The sequence below is a fragment of the Actibacterium naphthalenivorans genome (assembly GCF_014196965.1).
Lineage (GTDB): Bacteria > Pseudomonadota > Alphaproteobacteria > Rhodobacterales > Rhodobacteraceae > Actibacterium_A > Actibacterium_A naphthalenivorans.
Window position 1 is genome coordinate 231421 of the sequence record NZ_JACIEQ010000001.1, and the last position, 21658, is coordinate 253078.

Sequence of the window (21658 nt, forward strand, 5' to 3'; positions counted from 1 at the left end):
CGGGCGCCCGCGTCCGCACCACTGGTGTATATACAAAGTATTGACTTTCGATATCGAAGCGTCATAACTTTGTTACATGACACATCCGGCCCTCAACACCCTTCGTGGCGTGGCGCTGTTGATCCTCACCGCCCCTGCCGCGCTCGCCCTGCCCGGTTCTCCGTCTCAGCGAGCTGAATTCTTTGCCACCTGCGCCGGCCGCCTTGCGGCGCTCGAAACCCGGCAGCGCGCCACGCAAAGCCCCGATGTCGGCAAGACAGAAGCCCTGCGCGCGGATTTCGACCTGCTGCTGGAGGCGACCCTGCCCGACGCCGTCGATTACGGCATGCCCCCCGCCCAGGCGACGCAATGGCGCTCTCTCGGCTGGGGCGAGATCGCCACCCTGCTCGCCGATGCCGATTACAGCTTCGATGCCGGCCGCGCCGCGCGGGCCCGGCAGATGATCGACAGGCGCATTCTGGATTGCAATGCGCTGATCCTGCCGAACGCGTCCGGCGACTGATCCCGAGGGGCGGGTTTTCGCGCCCCCCCTATGGCCAAGCCTCGGGAATGGCTCTAGGTTGATGGGCGTTCCTCAGCCTCAGGTCACGGCCCCGATGACACAGCCCTGCATCCGCATCACCACGGCAAAGGCCGCCGCCCGTGCCCGGTTCGCGGCCCGTGGCGGCGGTGATACCGCGGCAATCGACGCCCATATCGCCGAACAGCTGATGCTGTTGATGGACAAGGATTGCATGGCTGACGGCTGCACCGACAACCGCGACATGTTCGACCGGCTGGGCCGGGACGTCGATGCTTTCACCCGGACCCGGCCCGAAACCCCCGGGCCGATCTGATGCCGCTCCCCAGCCGTCGCCTCGCCGTGAAAGCCGCGCTCGTTGCGGCCAGCCTGCTTGCCGGATGCAGCACCCACTCCGTGCCCCCGTCGCGAACGGTTGCCCTTCCCCGGTCGGGGCCGGGTTGTATCATCGACCGGGTTGTCGATGGCGATACCATCGGCATCGCCTGCCCCGACGGTTCGGGCGGCACCGCCCGGCTTGTCGGCTTTGATACGCCCGAAACCTACCGACCAGCGTGCCCGGCGGAGCGGCGGCTCGGGCTGCAGGCAACCGCCTACCTGACCCAGCGGCTCGACGGGGCCGCGCAGATTTCCGTCGCCCCTGGTGGCGGGCGCGACAAGTATGGCAGGATGCTGCTGCAGCTCTATGTCGATGGGCGCGACATCGGGCAGGATATGATGGCGCAGGGGCTCGCGGTTGCTTATGACGGTGGCAAAAGGATCAACTGGTGCGAAAGGCTGACGGCATAAAATGACCCAGAAATCCGACAACCCCGCCGATCCGTTCAAGAAGGCGCTGGCCGAGGCCACCCGGGTCATGGCCGATGATCCCGATCTGGGCGTCAGCTATTCTGTCGATCCGCCGGGCATGAGCGACGATGCCGTGCGCCTGCCGCAGATCAGCCGCCGGATGACCCGCGACGAGGTGCTGCTCGCGCGCGGCACCGCCGATGCCTATGCGCTGCGCCGCAAATACCATGATGCCGCCACCCACAGCCGCTATCAGCCGCAGGGCGAGATGGCGCGCGATCTCTACGAGGCGATGGAAACCGCCCGGTGCGAGGCGGTGGGCGCCCGCACCATGCCCGGCACCGCCGGCAACATCGACTCGATGATCGGGGCCGAGGCCGCGCGCAAGGGCTATGCCGACATCACCAATGCCGCCGACGCGCCGCTGGCCCGCGCGGCGGGCTATCTGATCCGGCACCTCGCCACCGGCCGCGTGTTGCCCGCCGGCGCGCAGAATGTGATGGAGCTGTGGCGCGGCTTTATCGAGGAACAGGCCGGCGACACGCTCGACAATCTGGAAGAGACGCTGACGGATCAATCCGCCTTTGCCCGCTTCGCGCGGCAGGTGATCCGCGATCTGGGATATGGCGACCAGCTGGGCGACGACCCGGACATGGAAGACGAAGAACAAGACGATCAGAGCACCCAGTCCGACGAGGAGGAAGACCAGCCCGAAAGCACCGGCGACGATCAGGATCAATCGTCGGAAGAGAGCGAGGCCAGTCCCGAGCAAAGCCAGGACGACACCCAGGAGGCCGCCGAGGCGCAGGTGTCGATGGACGATCTGGCCGATATGGAAATGTCGGACGAGGCCGAGCTGCCCGAAGGTGACGCCCCGATGGAGCCGCCCCCGCCGCCGCCGCATTCGCAGGCCGATCCGAATTACGATGTCTTCACCACCGATTTCGACGAGGAGATCCGCGCCGAGGATCTGGCCGAGGCGGCGGAGCTGGAGCGGCTGCGCGCCTATCTCGACCAGCAGCTCGAGCCGCTGAAGGGCGCGGTCAGCCGCCTGGCCAACAAGCTGCAGCGCCGGTTGCAGGCGCAGCAGAACCGCAGCTGGGAGTTCGACCGCGAAGAGGGCATTCTGGATGCGGGGCGGCTGGCGCGCGTGGTGGCCAACCCGACGACGCCGCTGTCGTTCAAGGTCGAGAAGGATACCGAGTTTCGCGATACCGTCGTGACGCTGCTGCTGGACAATTCCGGTTCGATGCGCGGGCGCCCGATCTCGATCGCCGCGATCTGCGCCGATGTGCTGGCGCGCACGCTGGAACGCTGTCAGGTGAAGGTGGAGATTCTGGGCTTCACCACCCGCGCCTGGAAGGGCGGCCAATCGCGCGAACGCTGGCTGGGCGAGGGCCGCGCCCAGCAGCCCGGCCGGCTGAACGATCTGCGCCACATCATCTACAAACAGGCCGACGCGCCCTGGCGCCGGGTGCGCCCCAATCTGGGGCTGATGATGAAGGAAGGCCTGCTGAAGGAAAATATCGACGGCGAGGCGCTGGAATGGGCGCACCGGCGTCTGGTCGCGCGGCACGAGGCGCGCAAGATCCTGATGGTGATTTCCGACGGCGCGCCGGTGGACGATTCGACCCTGTCGGTCAACCCCGCGAATTATCTTGAAAAACACCTGCGCGACGTGATCGCCATGGTCGAGAAACGCAAGCTGGTGGAGCTGATCGCGATCGGCATCGGCCATGATGTGACGCGCTATTACGACCGCGCGGTGACGATCACCGATGTGGAACAGCTGGCCGGTGCGATGACCGAGCAGCTGGCCGGGCTGTTCGACAGCGACCCGCGGGCGCGCGCCCGCGTGATGGGCATCCGCAGGGCGAGCTGAGGCCGGAGCCAGAGTTTTCTTGCCTCCGGCGGGGATATTTCGGGAAAGATGAAAGCAGGAGCGCGGCGCATGTTTCAAAGGTTCGAGGCCACCACCCGCCCTGCCGACGGCCCGCCCCGGCTGGCGGATCTGCGCCGGCAGATGGCGGCCGCCGGGCTGGACGGGTTCATGGTGCCGCGCGCCGATGCGCATCAGGGCGAATATGTCGCGCCGCGTGACGAGCGGCTGGCCTGGCTAACCGGCTTCACCGGCTCGGCGGGGTTTGCCGTGGCCCTGCGCGACCGGGCCGGGGTGTTCATCGACGGGCGCTACCGGGTGCAGGTCCGGGCGCAGGTCGATCCGGCGCATTTCACGCCCGTGCCCTGGCCCGAGACCAAGCTGGCGGCGTGGCTGCGCGAGGCGCTGCCCGGTGGCGGCGTGGTGGGGTTCGATCCCTGGCTGCACACGTTCGAGCAGATCGACAAGCTGTTGGAAGAGCTGGCGGGCAGCGGTGTCGGCCTGTGCGAGAGCGACAATCTGATCGACCGGATCTGGGACGATCAGCCCGGCCCGCCGCTGGGGCCGGTTGTGCCCTATCCCGCCGCGCTTGCCGGGGAAGAGCATGCCGCCAAGCGCGGCCGGATCGCCGCGGAGCTGCGCGCCGCCGGGCAGAAGGCTGCCGTGCTGACGCTGCCCGATTCCATCGCCTGGCTTCTGAACGTCAGGGGCAGCGATATCGCCCGCAATCCGGTGCCGCATGCCTTTGCCATTCTGCATGACGACGGGCGGGTGACGCTGTTTGCCGATCCGGCGAAATGCGATGCGGCGCTGGCGGCGCATCTGGGCGCCGAGGTCACGCTACGCCCGCCCGTGGCCTTTGACGCGGCGCTGCGCAGCCTGCCCGGGCCGGTGCGGCTCGACAAGGCCAGCGCCCCGATCGCGCTGGCCGGGCTGCTGAACGAGGCCGGGGTAGAGATCCGCTGGGGCGCCGACCCCTGTCTCCTGCCCAAGGCCCGCAAGACCCCGGCCGAGATTGCCGGCACCACCGAGGCGCATCTGCGCGACGGCGCGGCGGTGGTGGAGTTCCTGTCATGGCTCGACGCCACCGTTCCGACCGCGCGCCTGACCGAGATCGACGTGGCGACCGAGCTCGAGGTCTGCCGCCGCGCCACGAACGCGCTGCGCGACATCAGCTTCGACACGATCGCGGGCAGCGGGCCGAATGGCGCCATCGTGCATTACCGGGTGACCCGGGACACCAATCGCGATCTTGCGCCGGGCGATCTGCTGCTGATCGACAGCGGCGGGCAGTATATCGACGGCACCACCGACATCACCCGCACGGTTGCCATCGGCGATGTGGGGCATGAGGAAAAGCTGTGCTTCACCCGCGTGTTGCAGGGCATGATCGCCATATCGCGCGCGCGCTGGCCGCGCGGATTGTCGGGGCGGGATCTGGAGGCGCTGGCGCGGTATCCGCTGTGGCTGGCCGGGCAGGACTACGATCATGGCACCGGCCACGGCGTCGGCGCCTATCTCAGCGTGCATGAGGGGCCGCAGCGCCTGTCGCGCAGCTCTGAGGTGGCGCTGGAGCCGGGGATGATCCTGTCGAACGAGCCGGGATATTATCGCGAGGGTGCCTTTGGCATCCGCCTCGAGAACCTGATCGTGGTGCAGGAGGCCCCGGCCCTGCCCGGCGGCGATGACCGGGCGATGCTGTGCTTCGGCACGCTGACCTATGTGCCGATCGACCGGCGCCTCATTCTGGCCGATATGCTGAGCGCCGAGGAGCGGGCCTGGCTGGATGCCTATCACGCGCAGGTGCGTGACAGGATCGCGCCGCGCGTGTCAGAGGCGGCGCGCGTCTGGCTCGGGCGTGCCACCGCCCCCCTGTGACCATCTGGACGCTGGATACGGCGACATGTAACTGTCATGAAGCGGCGACTAGTATGCGGCCGCAACGCAGGCCGACGGGGGAGAGCAGCCATGACAAACCACATCGCGATACGCAAGGCGGGCGGAAAATGGGTGGTGCGCGCCGGCGGCGCCGTTCTGGCCGAAAGCACCGATGCGCTGGAACTGTCCGAAGGGGCCTATCCGCCGGTGATCTATTTCCCGCGCGGCGATGTCGCGATGGCGTTTCTGGACGCGTCCGACACGCGCACGACCTGCCCGCACAAGGGCGAGGCGAGCTATTTCTCGATCGGCACCAAAAGCGAAACGCTGAAAGACGCCGCCTGGTCCTATGAAGAGCCGAAGGATGAGGTTGCGCGGATAAAGGGCCATCTGGCCTTTTATTCCACCGAAAAGGTCGCCGTCGAACAGCTTTGATCCGCGGTCAGGAATGTTCTTCGGCCGCCATGGCCGCAAGGGCGCGGTTATAGGCCCCCAGGGCATCCACGTGAAACAGCGCGCCCAGCAGGGTTGCCGGGGCCTTGTCGGTTGCCGGGGCGACGACCGGGATGAAACTGTGGCCGGTTTCGTCGAATACCGGCAGAGCGGTTTCCAGCGTTGCGTCGGGGCCGATGAACACCCCCTGCTCCATCAGCGCCAGACAGGCCTCTGGCGAGGCCGCGCCGGGCTTGTCCTTGCCGCGCATCACCACCCGCACCTTGTAGAGCGACAGAAGATAGGCCTGCGGCCCGGCGGCCACATGCTTGTTGGCACGCGCGAGCTGGGTCAGGAAGAACGAGCGATCCACCAGGCGCGAGGCAAGCGCTGTCGAGACCGACACGGCCACCATCACCGCCAGTCCGGTCTGCCAGTCGCCGGTCAGTTCGAACACGATCAGCGTGGTCGAGATCGGCGCGCCCAGCACGGCGGCCGCCACCGCCCCCATTCCGGCCAGCGCATAGAGGGTTTCGGAGCCCGAGATATCGGGGAAGACCGAGGTCGCGACGATGCCGAAGGCCAGCCCGGTCAGCGCGCCCATCATCAGTGAGGGTGAGAAAATGCCGCCCCCCATCCGCCCGGCCATGGTAATGGCCACGGCCACGCCCTTGAGCACGGCGAAGATCAGAACCTCGTGAAACACGAGCTGCCCCGTCAGCGCGGCGGATGTGGTTTCATAGCCCACCCCGATGATATGCGGGAAATAGATCGCCAGCCCGCCAAGCAGCGCCCCCGCCAGCGCCGGGCGCAGCCAGGACGGCACCCGCATCTCGCCCTGCAGGTAGTTGCCGACGTCGTCGGCCCAGAAGATCGCCCGCATCAGCAGCACCGCGACCAGACCGCAGACCAGCCCCAAAAGCAAAAAGGCCGGAAGTTCGACATAGACGATCAGGTCATTGTCGAGCGGCAGCGAAAATTCGGTGACATTGCCGAAGCTCAGGCGCGAGATCACCGTGCCGGCCACGCTGGCGATGGCGATGGGCGCGAAGGCGTGCACCGCGAAATGCCGCAGCACCACCTCCAGCGCGAAAAGCGCGCCGGCGATCGGCGCGTTGAACGAGGCCGAGACCGCCGCCGCCACCGCGCAGCCCAGCAGATCGCGCCCCGTCATGCCATTGGCATGGATACGCTCTGACACCCAGGAGGCGATGGTCGCGGCCATATGCACCACCGGCCCCTCGCGCCCGGTGGAGCCACCCGATGACAGCGTGATCAGCGAGGCCAGCGCCGAGGCCAGCCCGGCCTTGCGCTCCACCCGCCCGTCATGCAGGGCCGCGCCCTCGATCACGTCGGCGACGCTGCAGACCCGGCCGTCATCGGTGAACAGCCGCAGCAGGATACCCACCGCCAGCCCGCCGCAGATCGGAATGATCAGCACCCAGTACCACGGCAATGTCTGGGCGAAGCTGTGCAACAGACGCGGGTCATCGACGCCGTAGAACGCCCGCTGCAGCGCGTCGATCGCATGACGGAAGCCCAGCGTCACAAAGCCCGCGGCACTGCCGACGATCAGCGCGATGATCCAGAACTGAAGCTTGGACGGCCCCTCGCGCAGCAGCGCAGACCAGCCGTTGCGAACGGCGGTTTTCGCGTCACTGCGCTGCCGGTCGAGAAATGCGGAAAGCCGCTCGCCCAAGGCGGACCCATTCTGCCGGGCGTGTTTCCCCGGGCCTTTCCCGCGCCGCCCGCCTGGCACAGGATGCCCCTGCTGCGGCGCATCCCCGGCAGCGCGCGCCCGCGCCCATCCCCGAAGCGCCTGGCGCCGTCTCTTCCCTCTTAGGCGATCGGCCGGGCCGGTCCAAGCCCGATCTGGGCGCAGGGGGGCGAAAGCGCGCCGCATTTCGCGGCCATGCCCGGTGAGGGGCCATTGTCGCGGCCCGTTCCGGGCCGTTTCCTGCCTCGCGCCCTGGCGGGCGCTCAGGTGCCTCCGGCGGGGATATTTTCGGAAAGATGAAGCTCAGGCGCCGAGCAGGGCACGGGCGGCGGCGCGGGCCTCTTCGGTGATGGTGTCGCCGGCGAGCATGCGGGCGATTTCATCGACACGGCCGGTTTCGGCAACCGGCGTGACGGTGGAACGGGTCTTGCCCCGGCTGACCTGCTTCTCCACCCGCCAGTGATGCGCGCCCCGGGCCGCCACCTGCGGCGAATGGGTGACGACCAGCACCTGCCCGCCTTCGGCCAGCGCGGCGAGGCGACGGCCCACCGCGTCGGCGGTGGCGCCGCCGACGCCGCGGTCGATCTCGTCGAAGATCATGGTGATGCCGGAGGTGCCGCGCGTGAGGCAGACCTTGAGCGCCAGCAGGAAGCGGCTGAGTTCGCCGCCCGAGGCGATCTTGTCGAGCGGGCCGGAGGGCGCGCCGGGGTTGGTGGCGACGGTGAAGGTCACGCCATCCTGCCCCTCGGGGCCGGGATCGGCGGGGGTGATTTCGGTGGCGAAGACCGCGCGCTCCATCTTCAGCGGGGCCAGTTCGGCGGCCATCGCCTTGTCGAGCGCCCTGGCCGCCCTGATGCGCCGGGCGGTGAGGGTTTCGGCAGCGGCGCGATAGCCCGCTTCGGCCTGCGCCACGGCGGCGTGCAGGGCGGCGATATCGCCCTCGCCGGCGTCGAGCGCGGCGAGCCGGGCGCGCAGGGTCCGGGTGAACTCTGCCAGATCGTCGGGCTGTTGCCCGTGTTTGCGCGCAAGGCCGCGGATGGCGAAGAGGCGCTCCTCTGTCATTTCCAGCTCGGCGGGGTTGAAGCTGAGGTGATCAAGGCAGGCCTCCACCCCCTGCTGCGCCTCGCCCAGATCCGACAGGGCGCGGGAGAGTGCGTCGATGGCGCCGTCGAGCCGGCCCTCGGCCCGGTCCGACGCGCCTTCCAGCCAGCGGACGGCATCGCCCAGCAGGCCCTCGGCCCCGTCGCCGCCCATGGCGGTAAAGGCGCGCGCGATGTCTTCGCGGATACGGTCGGCCGCCTGCATCATGCGGCGGCGCGTGTCCAGCTCGGCCTCTTCGCCCGGTTGCGGATCGAGCGCGTCGAGCTCGGCCAGGGCGTGGCGCAGGAAATCCTCCTCTTCGCGCAGCGCGGCCAGCGCGGCCTCGGCCTCGGCCAGGGCGCGGCGGGCCTCGGCCACGCGGCGCCAGGCGGCGCGGGTGGCGGCCAGCGGCGCGGCGTTGCCGGCGAAGTCGTCCAGCAAGACCCGGTGCCCGCGCGGGTTCAGCAGCCCGCGGTCATCCTGCTGGCCGTGCAGCTCTACCAGCGTGTCGGACAGGGCGCGCAGCACCTCGCCCGAGGCGCGGCGGTCATTGACCCAGGCGGTCTTGCGCCCGTCGGCGCTGTTGACCCTGCGCAGGATCAGCTCGTCGCCGGCGGGAAAGCCCGCGTCGGCCAGCACTGCGCGGGCGGCATGGGATTCGGGCAGGTCGAACACCGCCACCACCTCGCCCTGCGCGGCGCCTTCGCGCACCAGCTCGGCCCGGCCGCGCCAGCCCAGCACAAAGCCCAGAGCATCCAGAAGAATGGATTTGCCGGCCCCGGTCTCGCCGGTCAGCACATTCAGGCCGGGCTGGAACGCGAGTTCCAGCCGGTCGATGATCAGCAGGTCCCGGATGTCGAGACTGCGCAGCATCGAAAGCCCCCCTGCCCCAGGGTCAGAGCCATTCGCCCTTGACCATTTGCCGATAGATCGCCTGCAGCCAGCCGGTCCCGAGCACATCCGGCTCCAGCCCCTTGCCCTGCAACAGCTTGTACCCGTCCTCATACCATTCGGTGGACTGATAGTTGAAGCCGAGAATCGCGCCCGCCGCCTGTGCCTCGTGATCCAGCCCCAGCGACAGATAGGCCTCGATCAGGCGATAGAGCGCTTCGGCGGTGTGGGTCGTTGTCTGGAAATCCTCGACCACCACGCGGAACCGGTTGATCGCGGCGGTGTAATGGCCGCGTTTGAGGTAGTAGCGCCCGATCTCCATCTCCTTGGCGGCGAGATGGTTGAAGGCCAGATCGAATTTCAGGATCGCCGATTGCGCATATTCGCTGTCGGGATAGCGTTCGATCACCGTGCGCAGCGCCTGCAGCGCCTGATAGGTCAGGCCCTGATCGCGGCCGATCAGGTCGATCTGGTCGTAGTAGCTGAGCGCCAGAAGATATTGCGCATAGGCCGCATCCTCATCGGCCGGATAGAAATCGATATAGCGCTGCGCCGACGAGCGGCTGTTTTCATAGTCCTTGTCGATGTAATAGGCATAGGCCTGCATGATCAGCGCGCGCTTGGCCCATTCGGAATAGGGGTAGAGCCGCTCGACCTCGCCGAACAGCACGGCGGCGTCATCGGCGTTGCGCGTGGTTTCCAGCTCGAACTCGGCCTTCTTGTAGATATCCTCGGCGGTCAGACTTTCCAGCGCCGGCTCTTTGTTGCCGCCACACGATGACAGCACGGCCAGCGCCGCCAACGCCCCGACAAGCCCCTTGAGCGATCTGCTTTTGCCCATGACCCGCAATACCTCTTTCCTAGTGCTCCGCGCGTGTGGCGTTCGGCGCGGCCTGCGCCGTGTCCTAGCACATAAAAATCGGAGGAAAAACGCTTTTACCGCGAAACCCGGTTGCTCAGGCGACGGCGCGCAGATCGGTGCGGCTGACGCCGACGCCCGGAAGGTTGCGCGCCAGCCGCGCGTCGCATGTTACCATGCGAAAAGCCTCGGGCCGGGCGAAAAGCGCCCGCAAAAGCGCGTTCGTCATGGCGTGGCCGGCGCGGTGCCCGGTATAGCGGCCCAGGATCGGCGCACCGGCCAGCGCGAGGTCGCCCAGCGCATCCAGCATCTTGTGGCGCACCGCCTCGTCGGCGTGGCGCAGCCCGCCGGGGCTGAGGATTCGGTCGCCATCAACCACGACCGCGTTGAGCAGGCTGCCGCCAAGGGCCAGCCCGTTGGCGCGCATCGCATCCACATCGCTCTGGCGGCAAAAGGTGCGGCTGTCGCACAATTCGCGGACAAAGGCGCCGTTGGCCATGTTCAGGCGTTTGTTCTGCACACCGATCACCGGATCGGTGAAATCGATGTGGAAATCAATTTCCAGCGTCCGGGCGGGCGAAAGCCGGGCCCAGGCATCGCCTTCGCGCACCTCCACGGTATCGAGGATCTCGATCGCGCGGTTCGGCGCGTCCAGCTCCTGCAGCCCGCGCGCGATGAACGCGCTGACGAAAGGCGCCGCCGACCCGTCGAGGATCGGCACTTCCGGCCCGTCGATCTCGATCAGCGCGTTGTGGATGCCGCAGCCGGCAAGCGCCGCCATCAGATGTTCGACGGTCGACACCGACACGCCCGCGTCATTCACCAGCCGGGTGCAAAGCCGCGCGGGCGAGACCACATCCCAGCGGGCGGCGATCAGCGGATCAGCGTCGGAAACGTCGGTGCGGCGGAACCACACACCATATTCAGCCGAGGCCGGGCGCACCATCATCCGCACGGGGCGCCCCGTGTGAAGACCGATACCGGCGAATCCAACCTGCGATTTAAGAGTGGTCTGCAATTTGCACCCGTCTTTCTTTTGCCCCGGCAGGCGGACCATGCCGCAGCTGCACATTTGAGGTACGGTCACCGGCCCGGAACCTCAACTCAAAGATTGTAACGCGCTGAAACATTGCGCGTCAGGCATCGGCGATTTGCCGCCGCGGGGGTGAGGTATATGATGCAAAACTCTGATTTAGAAATGAAAAAAGGCCGGTCAACCCGGCCTTTTCACGTAATTTTCGCAGTCAGATTTTAGTTGGCCTGACGCCGCAGGAACGCAGGGATCTCGATCCTCTCCTGATCCGGGTCGGTCTCCGCGGCTTCCTGCTGGCTTTGAACCGGGGGCTGGCGGCGCTCCGGCTGCGCGGCGCGCGCGGTGGCCTCCTGCGGGCTGCCGGCCATGCGGTTGATCAGCGAGCCGATGCCGAAACGCGCCTTGTCGGCGGCGCTCGCCGGGCGGGCGCTCGCGGCGTGATGCTCCGAAGAGCTGGTGCGCGGCGCCTTGGCAACGGCGGCCTGCAGGCGCGCCATGGCTTCGGGCGACGGCGTTCCCGGCGCGCGCGGGCGCGGCGCGACAAACACCTCTTCCTCGGGCTGCGGATCATCGGCAAGCGCGGCGGCAAGCGCGGCGTCTTCTTCCGATTGCGGCTGATAGGCCGGGGCCGGAAGCTCATCGTCCTGCGCATAGCTCTGGGCGGCAGCACGCGGCTCTTCCGCCGGGAACAGCGACGGCTCGGGCGTTTCCGCGGCGGCAGGCGTTTCCGCAACCGCCGGCGCGGGCGCTTCCGCCACGGCGGCGGGCTGCAGCGGTTCGGCCATGCGGCGGCGCGGAACCGGCGTGTCCATCACCACATTGCTGGCGTCGATCCCGGTGGCGACAACCGATACCCGCATGAACCCTTCCATGGCGGTATCCAGCGTCGAGCCGACGATGATATTGGCCTCCTGATCCACTTCCTCGCGAATGCGGTTGGCGGCTTCGTCGAGTTCGAACAGGGTCAGGTCGTAGCCGCCGGTGATGTTGATCAGAACACCCTTGGCGCCGCGCAGGCTGATTTCATCGAGCAGCGGGTTGGCGATGGCTTTTTCGGCAGCCTGAACCGCGCGATCCTCGCCCTCGGCCTCGCCGGTGCCCATCATCGCCTTGCCCATCTCGTCCATCACGGCGCGAACGTCGGCGAAATCCAGGTTGATCAGGCCGGGGCGCACCATCAGGTCGGTCACGCCCTTCACGCCCTGATAGAGCACATCATCGGCCAGGCTGAACGCGTCGGTGAAGGTGGTCTTTTCATTGGCCAGGCGGAACAGGTTCTGGTTCGGAATGATGATCAGCGTGTCCACAACCTTCTGAAGGGCCTCGACACCCTCCTCGGCCTGGCGCATCCGCTTGGCGCCCTCGAACTGGAACGGCTTGGTCACGACGCCGACGGTCAGAACACCCAGCTCGCGCGCGGCCTGCGCGATGATCGGCGCCGCGCCGGTGCCGGTGCCGCCACCCATGCCGGCGGTGATGAAGCACATGTGCGCGCCTGCCAGATGATCGACGATTTCCTCGATCGCCTCTTCGGCGGCGGCGGACCCGACCGACGGCCGCGCGCCCGCGCCCAGCCCTTCGGTCACCTTAACGCCCATCTGGATCTTCGCCGGGGCGTTCGATTGCTGCAGCGCCTGGGCATCGGTGTTCGCGGTGACGAATTCCACCCCGTCCAACTGCTTCTCGATCATGTTGTTGACGGCGTTGCCGCCTGCCCCGCCCACACCGAAAACAGTGATCCGGGGTTTGAGTTCTTCATGCTCCGGCATTGTGAGTGTCAATGTCATTGATCTGTCCGCCTGCGTTGTTCTTTTACTCGGCACAATACGCCGCTGTGGTCCTTTATTCGCTTGATTCTACCGTTTCGAACAGGGCTGGTCACGAAAAAAACGCAAAAAAACCCACAAAATATTGGGGACCGAAGGGCCGCATTGGCGGTATTTCGCCGCTCACACAGTATCTTGCGGTCACCAGTTATCCTTAAACCAGCGCACCGCTCTTTTCAGCGATTTCGCCGGATACCTCTCTGCCGGGATCTCAAAGTCCCACCACTCATCCTGTGGGTGTGCCGCAAACAGGCACAGCCCCACCGCCCCCGAAAAGGCCGGGCCCGTCGCCGCCTGCGGCAGGCCCTGCACACGCAGCGGCCGGCCAAGGCGCACCTGCTGGCCAAGGATTCGGCTGGCCAGCCCGTCGAGCCCCGGAATCTGGCTGCCGCCGCCGGTCAGCACGATCTGCTGGCTTGGCAGATGCTCGAACCCGGCCGCATCGAGCCGGGCGCGCACGTCCTCCAGAATCTCCTCGACGCGCGGGCGCATGATTCCGATCAGCTCGGCCCGGCTGACGGTGCGCCGGTCATGCTCGTAATCGCCGGTGTCGCCGCCGATCTCGATCATCTCGCGGTCGTCCATCCCGGTGGCGACCACGCCGCCATAGAAGGTCTTGATCCGCTCCGCCGTCGAAAGCGGCACCTGCAGCCCCTTGGAAATATCCGCCGTCACGTGATCGCCGCCCATGCGCACGGAATCGGCATAGATCATGTGTTTCTTCATGAAGACCGACACGCCGGTCGCGCCGCCGCCCATGTCGATACAGGCCGCGCCCAGCTCCTGCTCATCCTCGACCAGCGACGAGATGCCCGAGACATAGGCCGAGCTTGCCAGCCCCGCCAGCTCCAGGTCGCAGCGCTTGATGCAATAGAGCAGGTTCTGCACCACATGCGCATCCACCGTCAGCAGATGCATGTCGCAAGCCAGCCGGTTGCCGATCTGCCCGCGCGGATCGTTCATCCCCGACCGGTGGTCCAGCGCGAAATTCACCGGCTGGGCATGCAGCACCTCGCGCCCGTCGCCGAAATCGGGCACGTCGCAGGCGGCAAGAACGCGGGCCACGTCATCCTCGCTGACGACGCTGTCCACCAGATCGATCTCGCCATCCAGCCCGTAAGACCGCGGCTGCGCCCCCGACATGCAGGCGATCACGTGGTCGACCCGCAGGTTGGCCATCTTCTGCGCCGCCTGAACGGCGGTGCGAATGGCGCGCTCGGTTTCCTGCATCGCGTCGATCTCGCCAAAGCGCACCCCGCGCGAACGGGTGGTGGCCGCCCCGATCACCCGGAACGACGATTGCCCCGCCAGAGAGCCGACGCCATCACCGCCGGAAAACCGCTCCGGCCCGTCAAAACGCAGCACAAGACAGGCGATCTTGGAGGTGCCGACATCCAGAATCGCGATCACGCCCCGGTCCATCGCCTGCTTGCGCATCCGCCGCATGGCGCGCTGTGACTGATAGAGATCGGTCATCCCTTGATTGCTCCTGTTTCCAATGTTTTCACGCGCCGCAGTTCTTCCACGGCTTCGGGCGACATACGCAGCGTCGGGCGGTCGGCATTGCGCATGTCCACCGCCATCAGATCCCGCTCCAGCATGTCTTCGGCCTGATCCAGCGCGATCACACGCTCCAGCGCCTCGACCGCGCCCCGTTCGGGCAGCAGGATGCGCTGGTCACGGTCCAGCACCACGTCCCAGCGGCGTTCGCCCATCCGCACCAGCCCGCGCAGCCGCCCGGCCAGCGGCCGCGCCGCCTCGATCAGCGCCAGCGCCTCGGCCACCTGCGCATCGGCCCCGTCGCCGGCGATCAGCGGCAGGTCGGGCCGGTCGGTACGCGCGCCCAGCGGCGCCACCCGGTGACCCTCGCCATCGAGCAGTTCCAGCCCGTCGCGGCTGCGCCAGATCACGGTGGGAATGCGCTCCTGGATCGACACCTGCAAAATGCCGCCCGGCCGGATCTGCAGCCCGGCCCCGGCCACCGCATCCAGCCCCAGAATGGCGCGGCGCATCTCTTCAAGCTCCAGATCGAACGAACTGACGGGGAAATCCAGCGGAACGATCTCGCGGATATCCTGATCCAGCTCGCCAGACGCGCCGTCAATCGCCATGAGCTTGACCATGAACTCCGGCCGCTCCTCGATCGCGCGGCGCAGGTCGGAAAACACCAGCCCCAGCTCCTCGCGCCGCTGCTGATCGGCCAGGTACCAGCCCACCGCGAACACCATGCAGAACGAGGGTAGCCCCACCCGCAGCAAAGACCGGAACAGCGGCGTCAGCCACAGCCGGTGCAGCCGATAGGCCAGACGCGTCGGCGCCGGGTCACGCTTCGCAGGTTCGGGCGCGGCTACCGGTTGCATGACGCATCCTCCACCATCCAGCGGCACAGCGCGCCAAAGGACATGCCGCAATGCGCCGCCTGCTCTGGCGACAGCGATGTCGGCGTCATGCCCGGCTGGGTGTTCGTCTCCAGCAGGAACAGCCCGCGCAGGCCCCGCGTCTCGTCCCAGCGGAAATCGGTGCGCGACACGCCCCGGCAGCCCAGCACGTCATGCGCGCGCAGGGCGTAGTCCATGCAGGCGTCGAAAATCTCGGCCGGCACGTCGGCAGGCAGCACATGGCGCGAGCCGCCCTCGGTGTACTTGGCTTCGTAATCATACCAGCCGTCGGTCAGAATATCGGTGACCCCCAGCGCCCGGTCGCCCATCACCGTGGTGGTCAGCTCGCGCCCCGGCACGAACGCCTCGACCATCACGACATCCGGCATCTCCGCAGAAAGCTGCGGCGGCCCGTTCGCCGCCTCATGCACCAGATAGACCCCGACCGAAGACCCCTCGCTGTTCGGCTTGACCACATAGGGCGGCTCCATCACGTGACGCGCGCGCACCTCAACGGCGGGGGCCAGCAGGCTTTCGGCCACCGGCAGCCCGGCGGCGCGAAAGGCCATCTTGGTGCGTTCCTTGTCCATCGCGAGGGCCGAGGCCAGGACGCCCGAATGGGTATAGGGGATGCGCAGCCATTCCAGCAGGCCCTGAACGCACCCATCCTCGCCCCAGCGACCATGCAGCGCGTTGAAAACCACATCGGGCTGAATCTCGGCAAGGCGTGCACAGAGGTCGGCGCCCGCATCCACGCGCACAACCTCAAAGCCTTCTTCCCCAAGCGCGGCGGCGCAATCCCGCCCCGATACCAGCGAAACCTCGCGCTCAGCCGAGGATCCGCCCATCAGAACCGCTACTTTGGGGGCTGCCCTGCTCGACATACCCACCACTGGTGCCTCGATTCGGAGCCTTATAAGTGGCCCCTGAATTTGATTATTTCCGCGGTGCCGGTTCACCGACCCGCATGATCTCCCATTGTAGGTCTATTCCGCTCTTTTGGAAAACCTTTTTTCGCACCTGCTCGCCCAGATTTTCCAGATCCGCCGCCGTGGCCCCGCCGGTGTTGATCATGAAGTTGGAATGCATCCGCGACATCTGCGCGCCGCCCACCGTGGCGCCGCGCATCCCGGCATCGTCGATCACCTTCCACGCCTTCAGCTCATGGGTGTCATCCGCCCGCCCGGTCGAGCTGAAGCCGGCCGGGTTGCGAAAGGTCGATCCGGCGCTGCGCTCTCTGGTGGGCTGGCTGGCGTCGCGCCGGGCAAGCTGATCGGCCATGCGCGCCTCCAGCGCGGCGGGGTCGCCCGCCGGCGCTTCGAACACCGCCTCGATCAGCACCCAGCCGTCGGGCAGGTCGCTGTGGCGATAGCCGAATTTCAGATCCTCGGGGGTCAGCGTCACCACCGCGCCGGCCCGCGTCACCGCCCTTGCGTACAAAAGAACGTCTGAAACATACGAACCGTAGCATCCGGCGTTCATCCGCACCGCGCCACCGATGGCACCGGGGATGGTGCGCAGAAAGGTCAGATCCACCCCGGCCTGCGCCGCCTTGCGCGCCACATGCGCGTCCAGCGCCGCCGCGCCTGCCGTCACCCGGCCGCCCTGCACCGCGATGCCGTTGAACCCGCGCCCCAGCCGGATCACCACCGCCCGCAGCCCGCCGTCGCGCACGATCAGGTTGCTGCCCACGCCCATCGGAAACACCGGCACCGCAGGATCGAGCGCGGCCAGAAACGCCGCCAGGTCATCGACATCCGCAGGCTGAAAGAGCCAGTCCGCCGGGCCGCCGACCCGCAGCCATGTCAGATCATCCAGCGACCGGTCCGGCGTCAGCGTGCCGCGCACCTGTGGCATCGCGCCCCTCATGCCCCGTCCTCGCCGTTACGGCGCCCCAGCGCGAACAGCGCGGCCGACAGCACGCCGGTTCCGATCCATGGCAACAGCACCCCGAGGGGCGTGTTCGCGCCGAAGCCCGTGCGCGCCAGATCGGCGCGCAGCGCCGCCCAGGTCACGATTACCGCCGTCGAGTAAAGCGCGAAGATCACCAGAAAGTCGCGCCCCTTGCGGGCCAGCCCGTGGGTCAGCGCCTGATAGGCGATCACCGGTGCCGCCGCCCAGGTGCCGTAAACCAGAATTTCCGTATAGCCCGCCATCGCGCCCCCCGTTTTCAGGGACCTTTACCGCGCAACAGCCGCGCGCACCAGCGGGCGAAGTAATAGACCGGCCAGCGCAGCATCGACATGCCCGCCGCCAGCACCAGAAGCCCCCAGACCGGCCCGTTCTGATAGGTGACGTAGCCAAGCAGCGGAATGCCGGCGGCGATCAGCCCATAGGCCAGCGGCCAGTTCAGCCGGGCCGGAAGGAAGGCGATGCCGGTGGCGGCAAGCGCCCAGAAACACGCCAGGATCAGCGACAGGTTCATTCCCGCCCCTCCCCGCCGCCGGGGCGCAACGCCCGGCGCAGCAGATAGAAGAGCGGCCTGCGAAACATCGACGCGGCCCCCGCGACAGCGGCAAGAACGACCCAGACATCATGCTGCCAGCCCAGATACCCGATCAGCACCGGCGCCGACACCAGCAGCGCGAGGCCCGGCGCGTATTGCAGCCGCATCGGCAGAAACGCGGTGATGGTCGCCGCGAGTGCCCAGAGGCAGGCCAGTGTGAGCGACAGGGTCATGCCGGCCCCAGCAGCGTCATCGCCAGCGCGGCCAGCGCGGCCAGAAGCCCGGCATAGGGCACGAACATCGGCACCCGGAACGGCGCGAACGGCGCGCGCCGCTTCAGCGCGATCAGCGAAAGATTGACCACCGCGAACACCGCCAGCAACAGCGAAGAGGTCATTTCCGCCAACGCCGCCACCGGCAGGGCCAGCGCGCCAAGGATCACCGCCGCGCCAACCAGCAACGTCGCCTTCACCGGCGTGCCGAAGCGCGGATGGGCGTGATGGAACAGCGCCAGCCGCCGGTCGCGCTTGCCCAGGCCGAACAGCACCCGCGCGGCCATGACGATCTGCGCCAGCACCCCGTTCAGCGCCGCCACCCCCGCGATCAGCGACAGAAAACCCGCGCTGTTGTTGCCCTTGCGCGCCTCCCACACCAGCGACAGCGGGCGCGTGCTGTTGGCCAGCGCCTCGACCGGAACGGCGCGGACGGCGGCAAGGCTGACCCCGGCGTAGATCAGCGAGGTCACAAGCAGCGAAATCAGGATGGCGCGCGGCAGGGTGCGCTCTGGATGCTCCACCTCTTCGGCCATGTTCACGATATCCTCGAAGCCGATGAAGGCGAAAAACGCCAGCACCGCGCCCATGCCCACACCCGGCCAGAAAATCTCGGGCGGGGCGCTCCAGGCCGGTACCGGCGCCGCAGTGGAGCCGGCCCAGATCACCAGGCCAAGCCCGATCAGCTCTATCACGGTAAAGATCGCCGCCACCGCCATGCTTTCCAGCACCCCGATCAGCGCCACGGCCAGCAGTGCCGCGCCGAGCCCTGCCACCACCCATTCGAACGGCAGGTCGATGACTGCGGTCAGGTAACCGGCGCCGCCGCGCAGCACCGCCGCGGCCGAGATCGTGCCGGCCAGCACGATGCCCAGCCCCACCACAACCGACAGCCAGTGGATTTTCAGCCCCTGATCGACATAGGCGGCCTCGCCCGCCGCTTCGGGGATGCGGGTGGACAGTTCGGCATATGACAGCGCCGAGGGCGCGGCGACCAGCCCGGCAATCAGAAACGACAGCGGCGCATAAACCCCGGCCTGCCCCGCCACCGCGCCGACCAGAACATAGATCCCGGCGCCGATCATCACCCCGATGCCATAGGCCGTCAGCAGCCCCGGCCCGATCCGCCGCTTGAGCGCCTCCGCCACCGGCCTCAGGCCTTTTCCAGCCGCGCGGGCAGGTTGTTGGCCCAGGCTGAAATCGTGCCCGCGCCCAGGCAGACCACCATGTCGCCGGGCCCGGCCTGTTCACGCACCAGCCGCACCAGATCGTCTTCGCTGACGATGGCGCGGGCGTGGCGGTGGCCGTGGCGGATCAGCCCCGAGACCAGATCATCGCGCGACGCGCCTTCGATCGGGTCTTCACCGGCGGCGAACACCTCGGCGATGGCCACCACGTCGGCATCGTTGAAACAGGTGCAGAAATCGTCGAACAGCGTATGCAGGCGGGAATAACGGTGCGGCTGATGCACCGCGATCACGCGGCCGTCGGTGGCCTGGCGCGCCGCCTTGAGCACCGCGGCGATCTCGACCGGGTGATGGCCGTAGTCGTCGATAACGGTCACGCCGTTCACCTCGCCCACCTTGGTGAAACGCCGGTTCACCCCGCCGAACGCGGCCAGCGCGGCGCGGATCTCGTCGCGCTTCATGCCAAGCTGCCGGGCCACGGCCACGGCGGCCAGGGCGTTCGAGACGTTGTGATCGCCGGGCATCGGCAGGCTGCAGCCCTCGATCACCATGTCCTCGGCCTGCAGCGCAATGTCGAAATGCGCGACACCCGCCTTGTAGGTCAGGTTCACCGCCCGCACATCGGCCTGCGCGTTGAAGCCGAAGGTCACCACGCGGCGGTCGGTGACGCGGCCCACCAGCGCCTGCACCTCGGGGTGATCGGTGCAGCAGACCGCCAGACCGTAGAACGGGATGTTCGACACGAAATCGTAGAAGCCCTGGCGCAGGTTTTCGAACGTGCCCCAATGCTCCATATGCTCGGGGTCGATATTGGTGACGATGGCGATGGTCGCGGGCAGACGGTTGAAGGTGCCGTCGCTTTCATCCGCCTCGACCACCATCCACTCGCCCTCGCCCATCCGGGCGTTGGAGCCATAGGCGTGGATGATGCCGCCGTTGATCACCGTGGGGTCGAGCCCGCCCGCATCCAGCAGCGTGGCGACCATGGTGGTGGTCGTGGTCTTGCCATGGGTACCGGCGACGGCGACATTGGATTTCAGGCGCATCAGCTCGGCCAGCATCTCGGCCCGGCGCACCACGGGCAGGCCCATGCGGCGGGCGGCGTCCAGTTCCGGGTTTCCCGGCTTGATGGCGGAGGAGATTACCACCACCTCGGCATTTTCCAGGTTCTCGGCGCGCTGGCCGACGAAGATCGTGGCGCCGAGCCCGGCCAGCCGATCGGTGATCTTGCTGGCCTTCAGATCAGAGCCCTGCACGGTATAGCCCAGGTTCAGCAGCACCTCGGCGATGCCGGACATGCCGATGCCGCCGATACCGACGAAATGGATCGGGCCCACATCGGTGGGAAGTTTTGTTGCCGCGTTCATGCCTGTTGCCCCTTGCCTGCCAGCGCCTCGACGATCTCCACCAGCCGCTCGGTCGCGTCCGGGCGGCTGACGCCCAGGGCCGCGTGGGCCATATGCACCGCCGCATCGGGGTTGGTGAGAACCGCGCTTATCTGCTCTGAAAGCGCGGCAGGCTCAAGGGCGGATTCGGGGATCATGATCGCGGCATCCGCCTTTACCAGCCCGCGGGCATTGGCTGTCTGGTGATCCGCCGCCGCGGCCGCGAAGGGGATCAGGATCGACGGCCGGCCGATCACGCTGATATCGGCGACCGAGGATGCGCCGGCGCGCGAAATCACAAGCTGTGCCTCGCTCATGCGGCGGGGCACGTCGTGGAAAAATGGCTGAACATCGGCACCGATCCCGTGTTCGGCGTAGAATTGCGCCACGCGCGCGCCATCCTCGTCACGCGCCTGGTGCGACACGCGGATATTGCCGCGCAACGCCTCGGGCAGGGCTGCGATGGCGGCGGGCACCACATCCGACAGGATGCGCGCGCCCTGGCTGCCCCCCATCACAAGCAGCGACATCGGGTAGTCGCCCGGCGGGATATAGGGCGCGCCCGCGCGTTCCAGCACCGTCGCGCGCACCGGATTGCCGGTATGAAAACTCTCGACACCCTCGGGCAGTTCGGTCGGCCAGGTGCCGCAGGCCACCGCATGGACGCGGGTCGCGAAAAGCTGGTTCACCCGACCCAGCACGCCGTTCTGTTCGTGGATCATCCGGGGCAGCCGCAGGATCGTGGCCGCCGCCACCGCCGGGATCGCCGGGTAGCCGCCAAAGCCCACAACGACATCGGGCCGGTCCCGCAGCATCTTGGCCGCCGCCGAGATCACGCCGCCTGTCAGCCGGAACGGCACCGCCGCCCTGGCCAGCGCCCCGCCCCGCGCGAAGGTGGCCGATGCGATCTGCTCCACCTCCACCACATGCGGAAAGCCGCCCGCGTAGCGCGCGCCGCGCGCGTCGGTCGAAAGCTTCACCCGCCAGCCCTTGCGGATCATCGCCTCGGCCAGCGCCTGGGCGGGGAACATATGCCCGCCGGTCCCGCCCGCGGCGATGACCAGAAGCGCCGCCTTGCCGGCCATT

At 67.7% G+C, this 21658-nt stretch carries 21 protein-coding genes; 6 read left to right on the forward strand and 15 right to left on the reverse strand.

What is annotated here, in order from left to right:
• Nucleotides 1-76: 76 nt before the first annotated feature.
• The 6 genes from GGR17_RS01125 to GGR17_RS01150 all read left to right on the forward strand — a co-directional run bounded on the left by GGR17_RS01125 (nt 77) and on the right by GGR17_RS01150 (nt 5501).
• Nucleotides 77-502 (forward strand): hypothetical protein, encoded by a 426-nt coding sequence (locus GGR17_RS01125; protein WP_054538438.1) that lies wholly within the window; start codon nt 77-79, stop codon nt 500-502.
• A 94-nt stretch (nt 503-596) separates the two neighbouring features.
• Nucleotides 597-836: a hypothetical protein gene (locus tag GGR17_RS01130; RefSeq protein ID WP_157445526.1), complete on the forward strand. Its 240-nt coding sequence runs from the start codon at nt 597-599 to the stop codon at nt 834-836.
• Nucleotides 836-1309: a thermonuclease family protein gene (locus GGR17_RS01135; protein ID WP_054538436.1), complete on the forward strand. Its 474-nt coding sequence runs from the start codon at nt 836-838 to the stop codon at nt 1307-1309. Before GGR17_RS01130 ends, GGR17_RS01135 begins: the two co-directional genes overlap by 1 nt.
• 1 nt (nt 1310) lies before the next feature.
• The gene (gene cobT / locus GGR17_RS01140) at nt 1311-3191 is read left to right on the forward strand and encodes a cobaltochelatase subunit CobT (protein WP_054538435.1); all 1881 of its coding nucleotides are present in this window, start codon (nt 1311-1313) and stop codon (nt 3189-3191) included.
• Between the two features lie 69 nt (nt 3192-3260).
• Nucleotides 3261-5066 (forward strand): aminopeptidase P family protein, encoded by a 1806-nt coding sequence (locus tag GGR17_RS01145; protein WP_054538434.1) that lies wholly within the window; start codon nt 3261-3263, stop codon nt 5064-5066.
• A gap of 90 nt (nt 5067-5156) precedes the next feature.
• Nucleotides 5157-5501, forward strand: a complete 345-nt coding sequence (locus tag GGR17_RS01150) for a DUF427 domain-containing protein (protein ID WP_054538433.1) — start codon at nt 5157-5159, stop codon at nt 5499-5501.
• A gap of 7 nt (nt 5502-5508) precedes the next feature.
• Here the strand turns inward: GGR17_RS01150 and GGR17_RS01155 are convergent, their stop codons facing one another.
• The 15 genes from GGR17_RS01155 to GGR17_RS01225 all read right to left on the reverse strand — a co-directional run bounded on the left by GGR17_RS01155 (nt 5509) and on the right by GGR17_RS01225 (nt 21657).
• Nucleotides 5509-7197 (reverse strand): chloride channel protein, encoded by a 1689-nt coding sequence (locus tag GGR17_RS01155; protein ID WP_054538432.1) that lies wholly within the window; start codon nt 7195-7197, stop codon nt 5509-5511.
• Nucleotides 7198-7518: 321 nt separating this feature from the next.
• Nucleotides 7519-9168 carry a DNA repair protein RecN gene (recN, locus tag GGR17_RS01160; protein WP_054538431.1) on the reverse strand — a complete coding sequence of 550 codons (1650 nt, stop codon included), beginning with the start codon at nt 9166-9168 and terminating at the stop codon, nt 7519-7521.
• 22 nt (nt 9169-9190) lie between these two features.
• Nucleotides 9191-10027 (reverse strand): outer membrane protein assembly factor BamD, encoded by an 837-nt coding sequence (locus tag GGR17_RS01165; protein WP_054538430.1) that lies wholly within the window; start codon nt 10025-10027, stop codon nt 9191-9193.
• Between the two features lie 115 nt (nt 10028-10142).
• Complete coding sequence (gene lpxC / locus GGR17_RS01170; protein ID WP_054540345.1) at nt 10143-11063, reverse strand: UDP-3-O-acyl-N-acetylglucosamine deacetylase; 921 nt, start codon at nt 11061-11063, stop codon at nt 10143-10145.
• Between the two features lie 233 nt (nt 11064-11296).
• Nucleotides 11297-12865, reverse strand: a complete 1569-nt coding sequence (gene ftsZ / locus GGR17_RS01175; protein ID WP_054538429.1) for a cell division protein FtsZ — start codon at nt 12863-12865, stop codon at nt 11297-11299.
• Between the two features lie 180 nt (nt 12866-13045).
• Nucleotides 13046-14380, reverse strand: a complete 1335-nt coding sequence (gene ftsA, locus GGR17_RS01180) for a cell division protein FtsA (protein WP_037211410.1) — start codon at nt 14378-14380, stop codon at nt 13046-13048.
• Nucleotides 14377-15264 (reverse strand): cell division protein FtsQ/DivIB, encoded by an 888-nt coding sequence (locus GGR17_RS01185; RefSeq protein WP_054538428.1) that lies wholly within the window; start codon nt 15262-15264, stop codon nt 14377-14379. The genes ftsA and GGR17_RS01185 overlap by 4 nt, the downstream gene beginning before the upstream one ends.
• Nucleotides 15252-16130, reverse strand: coding sequence for a D-alanine--D-alanine ligase (locus GGR17_RS01190; protein ID WP_235974392.1), 879 nt, complete (start codon nt 16128-16130; stop codon nt 15252-15254). Before GGR17_RS01190 ends, GGR17_RS01185 begins: the two co-directional genes overlap by 13 nt.
• Nucleotides 16131-16218: 88 nt before the next feature.
• Complete coding sequence (murB, locus tag GGR17_RS01195; protein WP_157445525.1) at nt 16219-17139, reverse strand: UDP-N-acetylmuramate dehydrogenase; 921 nt, start codon at nt 17137-17139, stop codon at nt 16219-16221.
• 8 nt (nt 17140-17147) lie between these two features.
• Entirely contained in the window at nt 17148-17438 is a 291-nt protein-coding gene (locus GGR17_RS01200) for a hypothetical protein (protein WP_054538425.1), read from the reverse strand.
• A gap of 14 nt (nt 17439-17452) precedes the next feature.
• On the reverse strand, nt 17453-17707 hold the full coding sequence (locus tag GGR17_RS01205) for a DUF2484 family protein (protein WP_037204546.1): 255 nt from the start codon (nt 17705-17707) through the stop codon (nt 17453-17455).
• A complete protein-coding gene (locus GGR17_RS01210; protein WP_054538424.1) occupies nt 17704-17961 on the reverse strand; it encodes a DUF2484 family protein in 258 nt (85 codons plus the stop codon). The genes GGR17_RS01205 and GGR17_RS01210 overlap by 4 nt, the downstream gene beginning before the upstream one ends.
• Nucleotides 17958-19148 (reverse strand): APC family permease, encoded by a 1191-nt coding sequence (locus GGR17_RS01215; protein ID WP_054538423.1) that lies wholly within the window; start codon nt 19146-19148, stop codon nt 17958-17960. The genes GGR17_RS01210 and GGR17_RS01215 overlap by 4 nt, the downstream gene beginning before the upstream one ends.
• Before the next feature lie 5 nt (nt 19149-19153).
• Nucleotides 19154-20554: a UDP-N-acetylmuramate--L-alanine ligase gene (murC, locus tag GGR17_RS01220; protein ID WP_054538422.1), complete on the reverse strand. Its 1401-nt coding sequence runs from the start codon at nt 20552-20554 to the stop codon at nt 19154-19156.
• Nucleotides 20551-21657, reverse strand: coding sequence for a UDP-N-acetylglucosamine--N-acetylmuramyl-(pentapeptide) pyrophosphoryl-undecaprenol N-acetylglucosamine transferase (locus GGR17_RS01225; protein WP_054538421.1), 1107 nt, complete (start codon nt 21655-21657; stop codon nt 20551-20553). The genes murC and GGR17_RS01225 overlap by 4 nt, the downstream gene beginning before the upstream one ends.
• Between the last annotated feature and the right edge of the window lies 1 nt (nt 21658).

Excerpts from the sequence above, each read along its gene's own strand:
- murB (WP_157445525.1), bottom strand. The coding sequence starts at position 17,139 with ATGCCACAGGTGCGCGGCACGCTGACGCCGGACCGGTCGCTGGATGAT.
- ftsA (WP_037211410.1), bottom strand. The coding sequence starts at position 14,380 with ATGACCGATCTCTATCAGTCACAGCGCGCCATGCGGCGGATGCGCAAG.
- GGR17_RS01150 (WP_054538433.1), top strand. The coding sequence starts at position 5,157 with ATGACAAACCACATCGCGATACGCAAGGCGGGCGGAAAATGGGTGGTG.
- GGR17_RS01225 (WP_054538421.1), bottom strand. The coding sequence starts at position 21,657 with ATGGCCGGCAAGGCGGCGCTTCTGGTCATCGCCGCGGGCGGGACCGGC.
- GGR17_RS01210 (WP_054538424.1), bottom strand. The coding sequence starts at position 17,961 with ATGACCCTGTCGCTCACACTGGCCTGCCTCTGGGCACTCGCGGCGACC.
- GGR17_RS01205 (WP_037204546.1), bottom strand. The coding sequence starts at position 17,707 with ATGAACCTGTCGCTGATCCTGGCGTGTTTCTGGGCGCTTGCCGCCACC.
- GGR17_RS01125 (WP_054538438.1), top strand. The coding sequence starts at position 77 with ATGACACATCCGGCCCTCAACACCCTTCGTGGCGTGGCGCTGTTGATC.
- GGR17_RS01200 (WP_054538425.1), bottom strand. The coding sequence starts at position 17,438 with ATGGCGGGCTATACGGAAATTCTGGTTTACGGCACCTGGGCGGCGGCA.
- GGR17_RS01145 (WP_054538434.1), top strand. The coding sequence starts at position 3,261 with ATGTTTCAAAGGTTCGAGGCCACCACCCGCCCTGCCGACGGCCCGCCC.
- GGR17_RS01135 (WP_054538436.1), top strand. The coding sequence starts at position 836 with ATGCCGCTCCCCAGCCGTCGCCTCGCCGTGAAAGCCGCGCTCGTTGCG.
- GGR17_RS01165 (WP_054538430.1), bottom strand. The coding sequence starts at position 10,027 with ATGGGCAAAAGCAGATCGCTCAAGGGGCTTGTCGGGGCGTTGGCGGCG.
- cobT (WP_054538435.1), top strand. The coding sequence starts at position 1,311 with ATGACCCAGAAATCCGACAACCCCGCCGATCCGTTCAAGAAGGCGCTG.
- GGR17_RS01130 (WP_157445526.1), top strand. The coding sequence starts at position 597 with ATGACACAGCCCTGCATCCGCATCACCACGGCAAAGGCCGCCGCCCGT.
- recN (WP_054538431.1), bottom strand. The coding sequence starts at position 9,168 with ATGCTGCGCAGTCTCGACATCCGGGACCTGCTGATCATCGACCGGCTG.
- GGR17_RS01185 (WP_054538428.1), bottom strand. The coding sequence starts at position 15,264 with ATGCAACCGGTAGCCGCGCCCGAACCTGCGAAGCGTGACCCGGCGCCG.
- murC (WP_054538422.1), bottom strand. The coding sequence starts at position 20,554 with ATGAACGCGGCAACAAAACTTCCCACCGATGTGGGCCCGATCCATTTC.
- GGR17_RS01190 (WP_235974392.1), bottom strand. The coding sequence starts at position 16,130 with ATGGGCGGATCCTCGGCTGAGCGCGAGGTTTCGCTGGTATCGGGGCGG.
- ftsZ (WP_054538429.1), bottom strand. The coding sequence starts at position 12,865 with ATGACATTGACACTCACAATGCCGGAGCATGAAGAACTCAAACCCCGG.